We start from the raw sequence: 15,071 nt of genomic DNA on the forward strand, positions 1-15,071 counted from the left end.
TGCGGCGGGGAAGGCCGTGAGCGGGTTCAGGAGGCCCTGACCGGGCGGCCGGGGAAGGCCGTGGTGACGATCTCGCCGTCCCTGACGACGAACTCGCCCGACACGACCACGTGCGCGAACCCGGTCGTGGGCAGCGCCGTGTCCTGGTAGGTGGCCCGGTCGCTGACCCGGTCGGCGTCGAAGGCGACCAGGTCGGCGTCGCAGCCGGGCTGCACCCGGCCTTTGCGCCGCATCGCGGGCACGCCGGAGCCGACCACGTCGGCGGGCACGAGCGTGCACCGCCTGACGGCCTCCTGGAGGCTCAGCACCCCGTCCTCCCGCACGAGCCGCCGCAGCGTGCGGCCGTACGTGCCCGCCGTACGCGGGTGGGTGACGGCGTCCGGCGCGAGCGGCCACGCCAGCGGGTCGCCCGCCCCCGAGCGCCACAGCAGCGGCGCCGCGTCGGTGGCGACGGCCGTGTCGGGGAAGAGCAGCGCCCGGCGGATGTGGTCGAACTGGGCGGGGTCGTCCTCGTCGAGCAGGTGCACGAACACCGAGGAGCCCGGCGAGTCGGCGCGCAGGGCCCGCAGTTCGGCCTCGTCGGCGACGCGGCCGGGCCGTCCCAGGACGCCGAGCGAGTGCGGGGTGAGGCCGCGCCGGTGCAGCAGTTCGGGGGCGAGGAACGCGGCGCCGACGCCGGTCATGCCGGCGCCGTACGGGTAGGCCTCGGTGGTGACGCGGCCGCCCTCGGCCCGCACCCTGTCCACGAGCCCGAGCACGCGGTCGACGTGCCGGACGGAGGTGCTGTTGACGTGGCAGTAGTGCATGTGGGCGCCGGTCTCCGCGGCGGCCCTGACGATCTCCTCGGCGCCGTCCACCAGGGTGGCGGGGTCCTGCTCGACGAGTTCGCGGGCGTGGGTGTACGTCGGCAGCCCGGCGCGGGCGGCGAGCGCGGCGACGGCGAGGTATTCGGCGGGGTCGACGTGCGGCGCGTACCCGACGGGGACGCCGATGCCGAGCGCGCCGCCCGCGAGGTCGCGTTCGAGCAGGCCGACGATGCGGTCGACGACCTGCGGCTCCGCCGGCCGCTGCCAGGCGTCGCGGCCGATGTGGGCCATGAACTCCTCGATGGCGCCGCCGAGCGGCAGGCCGAGCGTGACGGCCATGCGCACGATCGCCCACGAGGTCGAGAAGCCGTAGTTGAGCGGCCTGCCCTCGGCCGCCGCGCGGCGGTAGGCGTCGGCGGCGGGGTAGGCCCCGGCCTCGAGTTCGAGGACGGTGGTGACGCCGTCGAGGGCCTGAAGACGGTGGCCCGCGACGTCCATGGTGTGGCTGTGCAGGTCGATGAAGCCGGGGCAGACGACCAGGCCGGTGGCGTCGAGGCGGACGGTGCCGTCGAGGGGCTCGGGGGAGACGGCGCGGACGGTGGTGCCGGTGACGCCGACGTCGCGTACGGCGTCGAGTCCGGTCTCGGGGTCGATCACCCGGCCGCGTGCGAGCACGAGGTCGTAGGTCGTCATGCGGGCTCCTTGCCGCCGCTGGGGGCGATGGTGAACTGATCCTGCCGCTGCGGTACGGCGAAGGCGATGAGCGCGCCCAGGATCGTGGTGGCGATGAGCAGCCCGAAGGCCGCCGTGTAGGAGAAGGTGTCGACGAGGTGGCCCATGAGTACCGGGGCGAGGACCCCGGCGATCTGGCCGCCGACGTTGACGACGCTCATGCCGGAGCCGATGACGGCGGGCGGCAGCGCGCGCACCGGCATGCCGAGGATGCCCATGGACGACAGCCCGGCGACGCCGAGTGCCAGCGTCTGGTAGACGGTGAAGCCGACGGCGGTCTCCGCCTGGAGCATCAGCCACAGCAGTACGGCGGTGGCCAGCAGCAGCGGGATGACGAACAGGCGGGCGCGGTCGTGGAACCAGCGGTCGAACAGCCAGCCGCCGGCGAACGTGGTGGCGCACATGACGAGGCTGGGGACGGCGGACATGACGCCGACGCCGACGAGGGAGATGCCGCGCTCCTCCATGAGGTAGCTGGGCACCCAGGTGATCATGCCGTAGCCGAGCATGTTGGTGGCGCAGAACAGGGCGGCGAACTTCCACACCGACGCCGACCTGAGGACGGGGCCGAGAGCGGGCCGCCGTCCGGGATTCTGGCCGGGATCCTCGTCTGTGCCGTTGAGGTGGGCGGGCAGCGCCCTGGGCAGCATCTTCCACAGCAGGACGCCGATGAGCACGCCGGCGACGGCGGTGACCCAGAAGGTGTGCCGCCAGCCGAAGGCCAGCAGCAGCGGGGCCACGATGAGCGGCGCGACGCCCGCGCCGAGCTGGTTGGAGGCGAGGATGGAGCCCGCCGCGGTGGCGCGGACGGCCGGGGTGGTGCGTTCGGCCAGCGCCTTGAACGAGGCGCCGGGGAACAGTCCCTGCCCGATGCCGAACAGGGCGCGGACGACCAGCAGGGAGACCAGGCCCCAGGCCAGGCCGGTGAAGGCGGTGAAGACCGACCACAGCACGAGGGAGATCAGCAGCAGGCGGCGGGCGCCGTACCTGTCGGCGAGGATGCCGCCGGGCACCTGGCACAGCATGTAGGCGAGGGAGAAGACCGTGATGAGCCAGCCCTGCTCGGTCTTGGACAGCGCGAACTCCTCGCCGATGAACGGCAGCGCGACGGCCATCATGACCCGGTCGATGTAGTCGATCACCCAGACGCCGGCGAGCAGGGCGACGGTGAGGGTGGCGGTTCTGCGCACTTGGGCCGCGGTCGGGGCGGGGGTGGTGTCGGCCGGTCCCATGGGTGGCCCTCCGATGGGGTGTCGCGGGTTTCTGCAACCCTCCGTCGCCGGGGGGCGCCGGTACTTCGTGCGGTTCCACGAAAGCGCGGCGACGGACTGTGCCGGCCGACGAACGGCCCGTGTCGCGTCCGGATCGTGGAAGGGAGCGGTGCCGGTGCCGGAACTCCGTAGACTGGACGGGTGATTTCCCGTATCGACATGCGCGGCGGCCTGCCGGCCGACCTGCGCGACGTGCTGCCCCGCGCCGAACTCGACGTCGAGGCCGCCCTGGAGAAGGTGCGGCCCATCTGCGAGGACGTGCGCCATCGTGGGGCGGTGGCCGTACGGGAGCTCACCGCCAGGTTCGACGGTGTCGAGATCGCCGCCACGCGGGTGCCCGCGGCGGAGCTGGAGCGGGCGCTGCGCGAGCTCGACCCGCGCGTGCGCGAGGCGCTGGAGGAGTCGATCAGGCGGACCAGGAAGGTCCACCGCGACCAGCGGCGCTCCGACACCACGACCGAGGTGGTCCCCGGCGGCACGGTGACCGAACGCTGGGTGCCTGTGGAGCGGGTGGGGCTGTACGTGCCGGGCGGGCGCGCCGTGTACCCGTCCAGTGTGGTGATGAACGTGGTGCCCGCGCAGGAGGCGGGGGTGGCGTCGCTGGCGGTGACGAGCCCCGCGCAGCGCGAGTTCGGCGGGCTGCCGCACCCGACGATCCTGGCGGCGTGCGCGCTGCTCGGGGTCGAGGAGGTGCACGCGGCGGGCGGCGCCCAGGCGGTCGCCATGTTCGCCTACGGCACCGAGGAGTGCGAGCGCGCGACGATGGTCACCGGTCCCGGCAACATCTGGGTGGCGGCGGCCAAGCGGCTGCTGAAGGGGCGCATCGGCATCGACGCCGAGGCGGGGCCGACCGAGATCGCGATCCTGGCCGACGCGGGCGCCGATCCGGTGCACGTGGCGGCCGACCTGATCAGCCAGGCCGAGCATGACGTGATCGCCGCGGCGGTGCTGGTCACCGACAGCGTCGAGCTGGCCGAGGCGGTCGAGCGCGAGCTGCCGGTGCAGGTCGCGGCCACCAAGCACAGTGAGCGCGTCGCGGAGGCGCTGGGCGGGCGGCAGTCCGGCATCGTGCTGGTCGCCGATCTTGAGGACGGGCTGAAGGTGGTCGACGCCTACGCCGCCGAGCACCTGGAGATCCACACCGCCGACGCCGCCGCCGTGGCCGCGCGGGTGCGCAACGCGGGCGCGATCTTCGTGGGCACCTACGCGCCGGTCTCGCTGGGCGACTACCTCGCCGGCTCCAACCACGTGCTGCCGACCGGCGGCTGTGCCTGTCACTCCAGTGGCCTGTCGGTGCAGACGTTCCTGCGTGGCATCCACGTGGTCGACTACACACGTGAGGCGCTGGCCGGGGCGGCCGCGCACGTGAGCGTGCTGGCCGACGCCGAGGACCTGCCCGCCCACGGCGCCGCGATCCGGGCGCGTTTCGACTGGGAGGTGCCGTCGTGAACCTCGATGACCTGCCCATCCGCGACGACCTGCGGGGGAAGTCGCCGTACGGCGCCCCGCAGATCGAGGTCCCGGTCCTTCTCAACACCAACGAGAACCCCTACCCGCCCTCCAAGAGCCTGGTCGACGACCTGGCCGAGGAGGTCCGCCGCACGGCGGGCGGGCTCAACCGCTACCCCGACCGCGACGCGCTGGAACTGCGCGCCGACCTGGCGGACTTCCTGGGCCACGGGCTGCGCGCCGAGCAGGTGTGGGCGGCCAACGGCTCCAACGAGGTGCTCCAGCAGATCCTGCAGGCGTTCGGCGGCCACGGGCGCACCGCGCTCGGCTTCGAGCCGTCGTACTCGATGCACCCGATCATCACCGGCGGCACCAGTACCGAGTGGGTCGACGGGCTGCGCGAGGACGACTTCACGCTGGATGCCGCGAGGGCGGTGGCGGCGGTCGAGCGGCACCGGCCCGACATCGTGTTCCTGACCTCGCCCAACAACCCGACGGGTACGGCGCTGCCGCTGGAGACGATCCGGCGGGTGCTGGCCGCGGCGCCCGGCATGGTGGTGGTCGACGAGGCGTACGCCGAGTTCCGCCGCGAGGGGGTGCCGTCGGCGCTGTCGCTGCTGCCCGAGCACCCGAGGCTGATCGTGACACGGACGATGTCCAAGGCGTTCGCGATGGCGGGCACCCGGCTCGGCTACCTGGCCGCCCACCCGGCGGTGGTGGAGGCGCTGCTGCTGGTGCGGCTGCCGTACCACCTGTCCACGTTGACGCAGACGGCGGCCAGGGTGGCGCTGCGCCACCGCGAGGAGTTGCTCGGCACCGTCGACGCGCTGCGGCGCTCGCGCGACGAGACGGTGACCTGGCTTCGCGCCCAGGGGTTGACGGTCGCCGACTCCGACGCCAATTTCGTGTTGTTCGGCCGCTTTCCCGACCGCAGGGCGGTGTGGGAGAAGCTGCTGGAACGAGGAGTGCTCATCCGTGAGGTCGGCCCGCCCGAGTGGCTGCGGGTCTCGATCGGCACCGATGAGGAGATGGCGGCCTTCCGGGCCGCGCTGGAAGGAGTGCTGTGAGTCGCATCGGCCGCGTGGAGCGGGCAACCAAGGAGACGTCCGTGCTGGTCGAGGTGGACCTCGACGGCACCGGCCGGGTGGAGGTCTCGACCGGGGTCGGCTTCTTCGACCACATGCTCAACCAGCTCGGCAAGCACGGGCTGTTCGACCTGACGGTCAAGACCGAGGGCGATCTGCACATCGACTCCCACCACACGATGGAGGACACGGCGCTGGCGCTCGGCGGGGCCTTCCGCGAGGCGCTGGGCGACAAGTCGGGCATCACGCGGTTCGGTAGTGCGTCGTGCCCGCTGGACGAGGCGCTCGCGCAGGTCACCGTCGATCTGTCGGGGCGGCCCTACCTCGTGCACTCCGAGCCGTCGGGCATGGCGCCGCTGATCGGCCCCTCCTACGACACCACGATGACCAGGCACATCCTGGAGTCCTTCGTGGCGCAGGCCGCGATCTGCCTGCACGTGCACGTGCCGTACGGCCGCAACGCCCACCACATCGTCGAGGCGCAGTTCAAGGCGCTGGCCAGGGCGTTGCGCGCGGCGTGCGAGCCGGACCCGCGTGCCAGCGGGGTCCCGTCGACCAAGGGCGTGCTGTGAGCGACAATCTCATCGCCTACGCGATGGTGTTCATCGGCATCTTCCTGTTCGGCGGCGTCTACTCGCTGTTCAAGCAGGGGCTGAAGGTGGGCGCGATCCTCTGTGCCGTCGGCGGCGTCATGGCGATCACCGCGGGGGTGTTGTGGTGGTGAGGAACGTCGTCGTCCTCGACTACGGCTCGGGCAACCTGCGTTCCGCCGAGCGGGCTCTCGCACGGGCGGGCGCCGAGGTCACCGTCACCGCCGACTTCGAGGCCGCACTGGAGGCCGACGGGCTGGTCGTGCCCGGGGTGGGCGCGTTCGCGGCGTGCATGAGCGGGCTGCGGGGGGTGCGCGGCGACCAGATCGTGGGCCGCCGCCTGGCCGGTGGGCGCCCGGTGCTGGGCATCTGCGTCGGCATGCAGGTGATGTTCGCGCGCGGCGTCGAACACGGCGTCGAGACCGAGGGCTGCGGCGAGTGGCCGGGCACCGTCGAGCGCCTGGACGCGCCCGTTCTGCCCCACATGGGGTGGAACACCGTCAAGTCCCCGGCGGGCAGCGCCCTGTTCGACGGCGTCGAGGCCGAGCGCTTCTACTTCGTGCACTCCTACGGCGTGCGCCACTGGGAGCTGAGCACCGGCGACGGCTTCCGCGAGCCGTTGGTCACCTGGGCCGAGCACGGCGTGCCGTTCGTGGCCGCCGTCGAGAACGGCGCGTTGTCGGCGGTGCAGTTCCATCCCGAGAAGTCCGGCGACGCCGGTGCGGCGCTGCTGAAGAACTGGCTCGGCACCCTGTGACCGGGCGGTGAGCAAGGAGCGGGCGCGGCGACGCGCCCTGCGTGAGGCCGAGCGGGCCGAGGCGGCCCGGCGTAACGAGCAGCGGCAGGCGCGCGCGTCCAGGCGCCGGGCGTTCTGGGCGCGTCTTTCGCCGCGCCCCGTCAGGTACGCCCGGCAGGGCGGCCTGCTGGCGCGGCGCCGCCGTCTGCAGAACCTGCTGGTGCTCGGCCTGTTCATGATCGTGCAGGCGGTGGCGTGGCTGGTGTGGCGTTCGGCCTCGGTCAGCTTCGCGTCGCTGGTGTTGTCCGTTCTGGTGGTACCTGTCCTCGTGACCCTTGTTTTCAACCGGAGGATCTGAATGTCGCTTGTTTTGCTTCCAGCCGTGGACGTGGTGGACGGTCAGGCCGTCCGTCTCGTGCAGGGCGAGGCCGGTACGGAGACCGGCTACGGCGCCCCGCTGGACGCGGCGCTGGCCTGGCAGGAGGCGGGGGCGGAGTGGATCCATCTGGTCGACCTCGACGCGGCCTTCGGCAGGGGCTCCAACCATGAGCTGATCGCGGAGGTGATCGGCCGCCTCGACGTCGACGTGGAGCTGTCGGGCGGCATCCGCGACGACGCCTCACTGGCGGCCGCACTGGCGACCGGCTGCCGCCGGGTCAACATCGGCACCGCCGCGCTGGAGCACCCCGACTGGTCCCGCAAGATCATCGCCGAGCACGGCGACCGGATCGCGGTGGGCCTCGACGTGCGCGGCACCACCGTCGCGACCAGGGGCTGGACGCAGGACGCCGGCGATCTGTGGGAGACGCTGGAGCGCCTCGACGCCGACGGCTGCGCCCGTTACGTCGTCACCGACGTGACCAAGGACGGCACTCTGCGCGGCCCCAACCTCGACCTGCTGCGCGAGTTCTGCGCGCGCACCGAGCGGCCGGTCGTCGCCAGCGGCGGGGTTTCCAGCCTCGACGACCTCGTCGCCCTGGCGTCCCTGGTTCCCTCCGGTCTTGAGGGGGCGATCGTGGGCAAGGCGCTGTACGCTCGGGCTTTCACGCTGGAGAGCGCGCTGGATGCGGTCCGCGTCTAACCCGTCGGGAGGAGCGTGATGCGCAACATCAGCATGGAGAGAGCCGGGACGAGGGTGTTCTCGCGCGGCGTCTGGGAGGAGAAGTACGGCTACGCCAGGGCCGTGGTGGTCGGCGACCGGGTGGTGGTCTCCGGGTGCACGGCTACGGTGGAGGGAGAGGTCCAGCACCTCGGCGACCCCTTCTGGCAGAGCATGACCGCCATCAGCATCGCCCTGGAGGCCGTCGAGGCGGGCGGGCTGACCAGGGACGACGTGGTGATGGTCCGCTACTACCTGGTCGAGCAGCACCACTTCGACCAGGTCGGCGCGGCGATAGGCGAGGTCTTCGGCCGGGTCCGCCCCGCCTGCACGGGTGTGCGGGTGGCCGGGCTGGTCGACCCTCGGATGCTGGTCGAGATCGAGATCGAGGCACAACGAGCATGAGCGTGGCCGTACGGGTGATCCCGTGCCTGGACGTGGACGCCGGCCGGGTGGTCAAAGGCGTCAACTTCGAGAACCTCCGCGACGCCGGAGACCCGGTCGAACTGGCTCGGCGCTACGACGAGGAGGGCGCGGACGAGCTGACCTTCCTCGACATCACGGCCTCCTCCGGCGAGCGCGAGACCATGCTGGACGTGGTCAGGCGCACGGCTGAGCAGGTGTTCATCCCGCTCACGGTGGGCGGCGGGGTCCGCGCGCCCGAGGACGTGAACCGGCTGCTGCGCGCGGGCGCCGACAAGGTGGCGCTCAACACCGCGGCCATCGCCCGGCCCGAACTCCTCACGGAGGCGTCGCGGCGCTTCGGCGCGCAGTGCATCGTGCTGTCGGTCGACGCCCGGCGGGCGCCGGGCACGGCCAGCGGCTTCGAGGTCACCACGCACGGCGGCCGCCGGGGCACCGGCCTGGACGCCGTCGAGTGGGCGGCGCGCGGCGAGGAACTGGGCGCGGGCGAGATCCTGCTCAACTCCATGGATGGCGACGGCACCCTCGACGGCTACGACCTGGAGATGATCAGGGCGGTGCGCGCGGTCGTGCGGGTGCCGGTCATCGCCAGCGGCGGCGCGGGCAAGCCGGCCGACTTCCCGCCCGCGATCGAGGCGGGCGCCGACGCGGTGCTGGCCGCGTCGGTGTTCCACTTCGGCACCCTGAAGATCGCCGACGTGAAGCAGACCCTGCGCGGTGCGGGGCTGCCGGTGCGCGGCTGACAGGTCAGAACACCCGCATGTGGTGGAAGAGTTCGTAGGCGGTGTCCTTCGCCCCGAAGGAGGCCGCCTCCGAGCGTTTGACGGCCAGGTAGGCGCGGGCGCGCAGCGGGCCGAGCGCGGCCATGAGCACCTCGTCGGCCTCCAGCGCGTCGAGCGCCTCGCTCAGCGAGCCGGGCAGGCGCGGGTAGCGGTCGGGGTCGGTGGCCGGGTCCACCTCGACCGGGTCGCCGGGGTCGAGCCGGCGCCTGATGCCGTCGAGGCCGGCGTGGATGACGGCGCCGAGCGCCAGGTAGGGGTTGGCAGAGGAGTCGGACGGCTTCAGCTCCAGGTTGAGCTCGCCGCTGTCGCCGAGCGGCGAGCACACGCGTACGGCCGCCTCCCGGTTGTCCGGCCCGTAGACGGCGTAGGCGCTGGACCACATGCGCGGCGCCAGGCGACGGTAGCTGTTGACGCTGGCGCAGGTCAGCGCGACCAGGCCGGGCAGATGGGCGAGCAACCCGCCGATGAACCAGGAGCGCACGTCCTCGTCTGCGGCGAAGACGTTGCCGTCCTCGTTCCACAGCGACAGATGCAGGTGGGTGCCGTTGCCCGCCTGGTCGGCCAGCGGTTTGGGGGCCAGCGAAGCCCACATCGCCATGCGGGAGGCCACCCCGCGCACGGTGTCGCGGTAGATGACGTGGTTGTCGGCGGCCCGCAGCGCCGTGGTGTGCCTGACGGACAGCTCCTGCTGACCGGCGCCGAGTTCCGGATGGTAGTGCTCGACCCGCAGCCCCTGTGTCTCCAGCGCCTCGACCAGCCGCATCGTGTAGTCGTGGGCGGTGTCGAAGCCGGTGGTGGCGTAGCAGAGGCTGTCATCGAGCGGCACCAGCCGGTCGTGGCCGCCCGAGGGGTCGGGCAGGCGCCGCCCGAGCGTGAACTCGGGTTCGAAGGCGGCGACGAGGGAGTAGCCCTCGGCCGCGAGGACGCCGATCGCGTCCTTGAGAAAGGTGCGCGGGCAGGCGCCCCATGCCGTCCCGTCCTGGTGGCGCAGGTCCGACAGCATGGCCGCGGCGCCGGGCGCGTAGGGGAGCGGGACGAAGGTCGCGGGGTCGGGTACGAGCCTGACCTCGCCGACGGGGCCGAGCTGCTCGACCTCCTGCAACTGGTCGAGCATGTTCATCGCCATCATCGCCACCGTGTGCCCGATGCCGGTGTCGAGCCGCTCGGCCAGCCGCGCTCTGGACGCCGCCTTGCCGCGCGTCACTCCACCGTGGTCGGTGTACAGGAACCGGATCAGCTGGATGCCCTCGATCTCGGCGCGTTCGAGGATGCGCCGTACCGCTGGATCCGGCTGACGGGTCTTGCTGACGCTTCGACGATCTCCCATCCTGCCTGGGTAGCACGAACCGCGGGGGCGCGGAAGCATTTCCCGCAGACAGGAGGGGCGCTAGGTCAGCACACTGCTGAAGAAGAGGGCTAGTTGGTTGGCTCCGTTGATGATCCCGTCGAAGACGCCGTTCACGGCCGCGGCGGCCTGAGTCGGCTTGGTGAACAGGTAGAAGGCCACGAACGCCACCCCGACGTACGTCGCCACCTTTTTGACCTGCATGGGGGCCTCCTGCAGTCCATTCCCAGCCGTATATACCCGGATCTGGGCGATCATCGGCATCTTCGGCGAAGATGCTCCTGATCTTAACCGGGGGGCTTGTTTCCCAAGCCATGGTAATCCCCTTACCCCGTCTTGGGCCCCCGCTACACCGTGAGATCTTGCATGACTTCTTCCCAGGGCGTCCTAGACGCCGAGCCCGGCGCTCATCAGCCGGGCGATGGCCTCGTCGTCGCCGGTCAGGTCGACACGGGCGTGCTGCTGGCGGCCGAAGCAGAACAGCAGCAGCTCACCGGCCCTGCCGGTGACCTCGACCTTGGGGCCGTCGGACTTGCCGCCGAGCGTCACCCCGCCGCCGAGGCGGTGCAGCACGACGCCGACGGGCGACCTGCGCAGCATCAGCCTGGCGGTCATGCCGAGCCGGTTCCAGATCAGGCGCTCGAAGTCCTCGGGCAGTTCGCGTGGTTCCCAGCCCGGCCGGGCGCGGCGGACGTCCTCGTGGTGGACGTACATCTCCAGGGTGTTGACCGTGCTGTCGAGGATCGGCAGCAGCTTGTACGCACCGCCCGGCTTGCGGACGAGGGAGACCAGTTCGGGGTAGGGGTGCCTGGCCTTGAGGGCACGCTGGACCGAGGCGGTGTAGCCGGCCAGCGGGGGCAGCCCGATGCCGGGCATGGCGTCCGGGCGCCGCTCGCGCAGCACCAGGTGGGCGGCGAGGTCGTAGGTGGTCCATCCGGTGCACAGCGTCGGGGCGTCGGGGCCCACCTGGTCGAGGAGGTCGCTGAGCGCGGCGCGTTCGGCGCGGGCGTGAGTCACCCTGCCAGCGTACCGGCGGGGAATAACCGGGCATCCAGCCGTGATAGTCACTTAGGAAGAAATATCCCCCAGTGAAGGGAATCCCCCCGAGTGGCGAGCAAGGTCACCTCGGCCGTCATGCGTCAAGGACTCGGCGTCCTCGGAGTGGCCGTCCGCACGGAGAAGGCGGTGTTCGCGATCGCCGTACTGGCCAGTGGCCTGTACGGCGGTATGACCGTGGCCTCCGCGTGGGCCCTCGGGTGGGCGACGGAGAACGCCGTCCTGCCCGCCTTCGCGCAGGGCCGCACCGTGGACGGCACACTGTGGACGGCATTCCTGCTGATCATGGGTACGGCGGCGCTCAAGGCGATCGGCATCGCCGGGCGCCGCATCTTCGCCGGCGTCGTGCAGTACCGGATGCAGGCGCGCTCGCGCCGCGACGTCACCAAGCAGTACCTCCGGCTGCCGCTGGCCTGGCACCACCGGCACCCGACCGGCCAGCTGCTGTCCAACGCCAGCTCCGACACCGAGGCCGCGTGGGCGCCGCTGGCGCCGCTGCCGATGGCCGTGGGCGTGATCGTCATGCTCTTCACGGCGGCGATCGGCATGGTCCTCACCGATCCGGTGCTGGCCCTCGTCGGCTTCCTGATCTTCCCGGCCATCGCCGTCCTCAACCTCGTCTACCAGCGCAGGCTCAGCCCGCTCGCCACGCGCGCCCAGCAACTGCGCGCAGAGGTCAGCGAGATCGCCCACGAGAGCTTCGACGGCGCCCTCGTCGTCAAGACCCTCGGCCGCGAGGCCCTGGAGACCGACCGGTTCCGGCGCCGCGCCCACGAACTGCGCGATGCCAACATCGCCGTCGGCCGGGTGCGCGGCCTGTTCGACCCCCTGCTGGAGGCGCTGCCGACGCTCGGGGTGCTCATCGTCCTCGCCGTCGGCGCCGCCCGGCTGTCGTCCGGCGCCGTCAACGCGGGCGAACTGGTCCAGGTCGCCTACCTGTTCACCCTGCTGGCCTTCCCCATCAGGGCGCTCGGCTGGGTCCTCGCCGAACTGCCCCGCAGCGTCGTCGGCTGGGAGCGGGTGCGCTCGGTCCTCGACGCGAGCGGCTCCATGGAGTACGGCCGGACCGGCCTGCCCGCATCCCGGCCCGCCGCACTGGACGTCGCGGGCGTCCACTACGCCTACGGCGAGGCGGAGGTCCTGCACGACGTGAGCTTCGAGGTGGCCCCCGGCCGGACCGTCGCCCTCGTCGGCCCCACGGGCTCGGGCAAGTCCACCCTGGCGCAGCTGCTCGTACGGCTGGTCGACCCCGACCGGGGCGGCGTCCGCCTCGACGAGGTGGACCTGCGCGAGCTGTCCTACGGCGCCGTCGCAGGTGCGGCCGCGCTGGTGCCGCAGCAGACGTTCCTGTTCGACGACACCGTGCGCGGCAACGTCACGCTCGGCCTCGACGTGCCCGACGAGGACGTGTGGACCGCCCTGCGCCTGGCCCAGGCCGACGGCTTCGTCGACCGGCTCGCCGACGGCGTCGACACCCGAGTCGGAGAGCGCGGCACGTCGCTGTCCGGCGGCCAGCGCCAGCGCATCGCGCTGGCCCGCGCGATCGTGCGCAGGCCCCGCCTGCTCATCCTCGACGACGCGACCTCCAGCGTCGATCCGCAGGTCGAGGCCAAGATCCTGTTCGGTCTGCGCGACAGCGCCGAGTCCTCGACCACGGTCGTCGTCGCCTACCGCATGGCCACCATCGCCCTGGCGGACGAGGTCGTCTACCTCGACAAGGGCCGCGTCGGAGACCGTGGCACCCACGAGGAACTGCTGGCCCGCTGCGCGGGCTACCGCGACCTGGTGACGGCCTACGAGCGCGAAGAGGCCGATCGGGCCGCAGAGGACAGCACACAGGAAGAAGAGGTCACGGCCTGATGGCGCTCCAAGGAGTGGACCGATCCGCGCTGGCCACCATCCGGCAGGGCCTGGCACTGACCCCGGAGTTCCGTAAGGGGCTGACCGGGACCCTGCTGCTGGCCGTCCTCGCCACCGTCGGCAAGGTCATCGTCCCGATCGCGGTGCAGCAGACGATCGACGTCGGGCTGAAGGACGGCCGTCCCGACCTCGGCTACATCTACACCGCCGTCACGCTGTGCGCCGCCGCGGTCGTGCTGACCGCCGTCGCCGGCTACCTCATGAACGTCCGCCTGTACAAGTCCACCGAGTCGTCGCTGGCGAGCCTGCGGGTGCGCGGCTTCAGGCACGTGCACGACCTGTCCGTCCTCACCCAGAACACCGAGCGCAGGGGCGCCCTGGTCTCTCGCGTCACGGGCGACGTGGACCAGATCAGCACCTTCATGCAGTGGGGTGGCCTGATGAGCATCGTGGCGCTGGGCCAGCTCGTCGTCGCCAGCGCCCTGATGTTCGTCTACTCCTGGCAGCTCGCGCTGCTCGTGTGGCTCTGCTTCGTCCCGCTCATGATCGCGCTGCCGCGCTTCCAGCGGATGCTCTCGCGCGCCTACACGATCGTGCGCGAGCGCACCGGCGACATGCTCGCCGCCGTCAGCGAGTCCGTCGTCGGCGCCGCCGTCATCCGCTCGTACGCGGCCGAGGGCCGTACCGGCGAGCGCATCGACCGGGCCGTGGACGCCAACCGCCGCGCCCAGATCAGGGCGCAGACCATCGTCGGCCTGGTCTTCCCGCTCACCGAGATCGTCGCGGCGCTGGCCATCGGCGGCATCGTCGTGCTCGGCGTCCACCTGGGCCTGGCCGGCGACATCACCTCGGGAAAGCTGATCGCCTTCCTGTTCGTCGTGACGCTGTTCGTCGCGCCGCTGCAGATCGCCACCGAGGTGCTCAACGAGGCCCAGAACGCCGTCGCCGGCTGGCGTCGCGTTCTCGGAGTCCTCGACACTCCGCCGGACGTCGCCGACCCCGGCGACGCCGGCGTCGAACTGCCGCGCGGCCCCATCACGGTCGCCTTCGAGGACGTGCACTTCGCCTACCCGGGCGGTGAGCCCGTCCTGCGCGACATCACGCTGGAGCTGCCGCCGCGCTCGCGGATCGCCGTCGTCGGCGAGACCGGCTCCGGCAAGACGACCTTCGCCAAGCTCCTGACCAGGCTGATGGACCCGATCTCCGGCCGCGTCACCATCGACGGGCGCGACCTGCGCGACCTGCGCTTCTCCTCGCTGCGCGAGCGCGTCGTCATGGTGCCGCAGGACGGGTTCCTGTTCGACGGCACGCTCGCCGACAACATCAGGTACGGCCGTCCCGATGCCGGCGACGAGCAGATCGCGCGGGCGCTGTCCGAACTCGGGCTCGACGACTGGCTCGACGGGCTGCCGTCCGGACTGGCGACGCCGGTCGGGCAGCGCGGCGAGTCGCTGTCGGCGGGGGAGCGGCAACTCGTGGCGCTGGCCCGCGCCTACCTGGCGGACCCGGACCTGCTGCTGCTCGACGAGGCCACCTCGGCGGTGGACCCGGCCACCGAGGTACGGCTGGCGCGGGCGCTCGAAGGGGTGACGCGGGGGCGGACCGCCGTGTCCATCGCCCACCGCCTGTCCACGGCGGAGAACGCCGACGAGGTCCTGGTCTTCGACGCGGGGCGGCTGGTGCAGCGCGGACCGCACCGGGACCTGGTGCGCGAGCCGGGCGTCTACGCCGACCTGCACGCCTCGTGGGTATCGGCGGCGCACTCCTGAGATCCCGGGCACTGCGCCCGCCGGCCGGTGATTCGTCGTCGGCGTGCTCGTCGGCGTCGCGGGTGTGG

The 15,071-nt window shown here is 72.1% G+C and carries 16 protein-coding genes; 11 read left to right on the forward strand and 5 right to left on the reverse strand.

Annotation, left to right across the window (positions count from 1 at the left end; translation table 11 throughout):
• Positions 1–26: 26 nt before the first annotated feature.
• Positions 27–1,499: an amidohydrolase family protein gene (locus ABD120_RS11790; protein ID WP_343949832.1), complete on the reverse strand. Its 1,473-nt coding sequence runs from the start codon at positions 1,497–1,499 to the stop codon at positions 27–29.
• On the reverse strand, positions 1,496–2,770 hold the full coding sequence (locus ABD120_RS11795; RefSeq protein WP_343949833.1) for an MFS transporter: 1,275 nt from the start codon (positions 2,768–2,770) through the stop codon (positions 1,496–1,498). The genes ABD120_RS11790 and ABD120_RS11795 overlap by 4 nt, the downstream gene beginning before the upstream one ends.
• Before the next feature lie 180 nt (positions 2,771–2,950).
• On the opposite strand from ABD120_RS11795, the gene hisD reads away from it, so the two are divergent.
• From hisD to hisF, 9 genes are read left to right on the forward strand one after another with little or no spacing between them, the layout of a single operon-like run.
• Entirely contained in the window at positions 2,951–4,258 is a 1,308-nt protein-coding gene (gene hisD, locus ABD120_RS11800) for a histidinol dehydrogenase (protein WP_343949834.1), read from the forward strand.
• Complete coding sequence (locus ABD120_RS11805; RefSeq protein ID WP_343949835.1) at positions 4,255–5,325, forward strand: histidinol-phosphate transaminase; 1,071 nt, start codon at positions 4,255–4,257, stop codon at positions 5,323–5,325. The genes hisD and ABD120_RS11805 overlap by 4 nt, the downstream gene beginning before the upstream one ends.
• Complete coding sequence (gene hisB, locus ABD120_RS11810; RefSeq protein ID WP_343949836.1) at positions 5,322–5,915, forward strand: imidazoleglycerol-phosphate dehydratase HisB; 594 nt, start codon at positions 5,322–5,324, stop codon at positions 5,913–5,915. The genes ABD120_RS11805 and hisB overlap by 4 nt, the downstream gene beginning before the upstream one ends.
• Positions 5,912–6,067 carry a hypothetical protein gene (locus ABD120_RS11815; protein ID WP_343949837.1) on the forward strand — a complete coding sequence of 52 codons (156 nt, stop codon included), beginning with the start codon at positions 5,912–5,914 and terminating at the stop codon, positions 6,065–6,067. Before hisB ends, ABD120_RS11815 begins: the two co-directional genes overlap by 4 nt.
• Positions 6,061–6,690: an imidazole glycerol phosphate synthase subunit HisH gene (gene hisH, locus ABD120_RS11820; RefSeq protein WP_343949838.1), complete on the forward strand. Its 630-nt coding sequence runs from the start codon at positions 6,061–6,063 to the stop codon at positions 6,688–6,690. Before ABD120_RS11815 ends, hisH begins: the two co-directional genes overlap by 7 nt.
• 7 nt (positions 6,691–6,697) lie before the next feature.
• On the forward strand, positions 6,698–7,027 hold the full coding sequence (locus ABD120_RS11825) for a hypothetical protein (protein WP_343949839.1): 330 nt from the start codon (positions 6,698–6,700) through the stop codon (positions 7,025–7,027).
• Complete coding sequence (gene priA / locus ABD120_RS11830) at positions 7,028–7,750, forward strand: bifunctional 1-(5-phosphoribosyl)-5-((5-phosphoribosylamino)methylideneamino)imidazole-4-carboxamide isomerase/phosphoribosylanthranilate isomerase PriA (protein ID WP_343949840.1); 723 nt, start codon at positions 7,028–7,030, stop codon at positions 7,748–7,750.
• Between the two features lie 18 nt (positions 7,751–7,768).
• Entirely contained in the window at positions 7,769–8,173 is a 405-nt protein-coding gene (locus tag ABD120_RS11835) for a Rid family hydrolase (RefSeq protein ID WP_343949841.1), read from the forward strand.
• Positions 8,170–8,934, forward strand: coding sequence for an imidazole glycerol phosphate synthase subunit HisF (gene hisF, locus ABD120_RS11840; RefSeq protein ID WP_343949842.1), 765 nt, complete (start codon positions 8,170–8,172; stop codon positions 8,932–8,934). Before ABD120_RS11835 ends, hisF begins: the two co-directional genes overlap by 4 nt.
• 4 nt (positions 8,935–8,938) lie before the next feature.
• On the opposite strand, the gene ABD120_RS11845 is transcribed toward hisF, so the two are convergent.
• From ABD120_RS11845 to ABD120_RS11855, 3 genes are all read right to left on the reverse strand, one after another.
• The gene (locus tag ABD120_RS11845) at positions 8,939–10,300 is read right to left on the reverse strand and encodes a glutamine synthetase family protein (RefSeq protein ID WP_343949843.1); all 1,362 of its coding nucleotides are present in this window, start codon (positions 10,298–10,300) and stop codon (positions 8,939–8,941) included.
• Between the two features lie 60 nt (positions 10,301–10,360).
• Positions 10,361–10,522 (reverse strand): hypothetical protein, encoded by a 162-nt coding sequence (locus ABD120_RS11850; protein WP_343949844.1) that lies wholly within the window; start codon positions 10,520–10,522, stop codon positions 10,361–10,363.
• Between the two features lie 183 nt (positions 10,523–10,705).
• On the reverse strand, positions 10,706–11,335 hold the full coding sequence (locus tag ABD120_RS11855; protein ID WP_343949845.1) for a TIGR03085 family metal-binding protein: 630 nt from the start codon (positions 11,333–11,335) through the stop codon (positions 10,706–10,708).
• Positions 11,336–11,452: 117 nt separating this feature from the next.
• Between ABD120_RS11855 and ABD120_RS11860 the strand changes: the two genes are divergently transcribed.
• Complete coding sequence (locus ABD120_RS11860) at positions 11,453–13,234, forward strand: ABC transporter ATP-binding protein (protein ID WP_343949998.1); 1,782 nt, start codon at positions 11,453–11,455, stop codon at positions 13,232–13,234.
• Positions 13,234–15,003 carry an ABC transporter ATP-binding protein gene (locus ABD120_RS11865; RefSeq protein ID WP_343949846.1) on the forward strand — a complete coding sequence of 590 codons (1,770 nt, stop codon included), beginning with the start codon at positions 13,234–13,236 and terminating at the stop codon, positions 15,001–15,003. The genes ABD120_RS11860 and ABD120_RS11865 overlap by 1 nt, the downstream gene beginning before the upstream one ends.
• Positions 15,004–15,071 lie beyond the last annotated feature (68 nt).

It is taken from the genome of Nonomuraea longicatena (assembly GCF_039525605.1).
Classification (GTDB): domain Bacteria; phylum Actinomycetota; class Actinomycetes; order Streptosporangiales; family Streptosporangiaceae; genus Nonomuraea; species Nonomuraea longicatena.

Coding starts and splice junctions, on each gene's coding strand:
- ABD120_RS11790 (WP_343949832.1), bottom strand. CDS start 1,499: ATGACGACCTACGACCTCGTGCTCGCACGCGGCCGGGTGATCGACCCC.
- ABD120_RS11795 (WP_343949833.1), bottom strand. CDS start 2,770: ATGGGACCGGCCGACACCACCCCCGCCCCGACCGCGGCCCAAGTGCGC.
- priA (WP_343949840.1), top strand. CDS start 7,028: ATGTCGCTTGTTTTGCTTCCAGCCGTGGACGTGGTGGACGGTCAGGCC.
- ABD120_RS11835 (WP_343949841.1), top strand. CDS start 7,769: ATGCGCAACATCAGCATGGAGAGAGCCGGGACGAGGGTGTTCTCGCGC.
- hisF (WP_343949842.1), top strand. CDS start 8,170: ATGAGCGTGGCCGTACGGGTGATCCCGTGCCTGGACGTGGACGCCGGC.
- ABD120_RS11845 (WP_343949843.1), bottom strand. CDS start 10,300: ATGGGAGATCGTCGAAGCGTCAGCAAGACCCGTCAGCCGGATCCAGCG.
- ABD120_RS11850 (WP_343949844.1), bottom strand. CDS start 10,522: ATGCAGGTCAAAAAGGTGGCGACGTACGTCGGGGTGGCGTTCGTGGCC.
- ABD120_RS11860 (WP_343949998.1), top strand. CDS start 11,453: ATGCGTCAAGGACTCGGCGTCCTCGGAGTGGCCGTCCGCACGGAGAAG.
- ABD120_RS11865 (WP_343949846.1), top strand. CDS start 13,234: ATGGCGCTCCAAGGAGTGGACCGATCCGCGCTGGCCACCATCCGGCAG.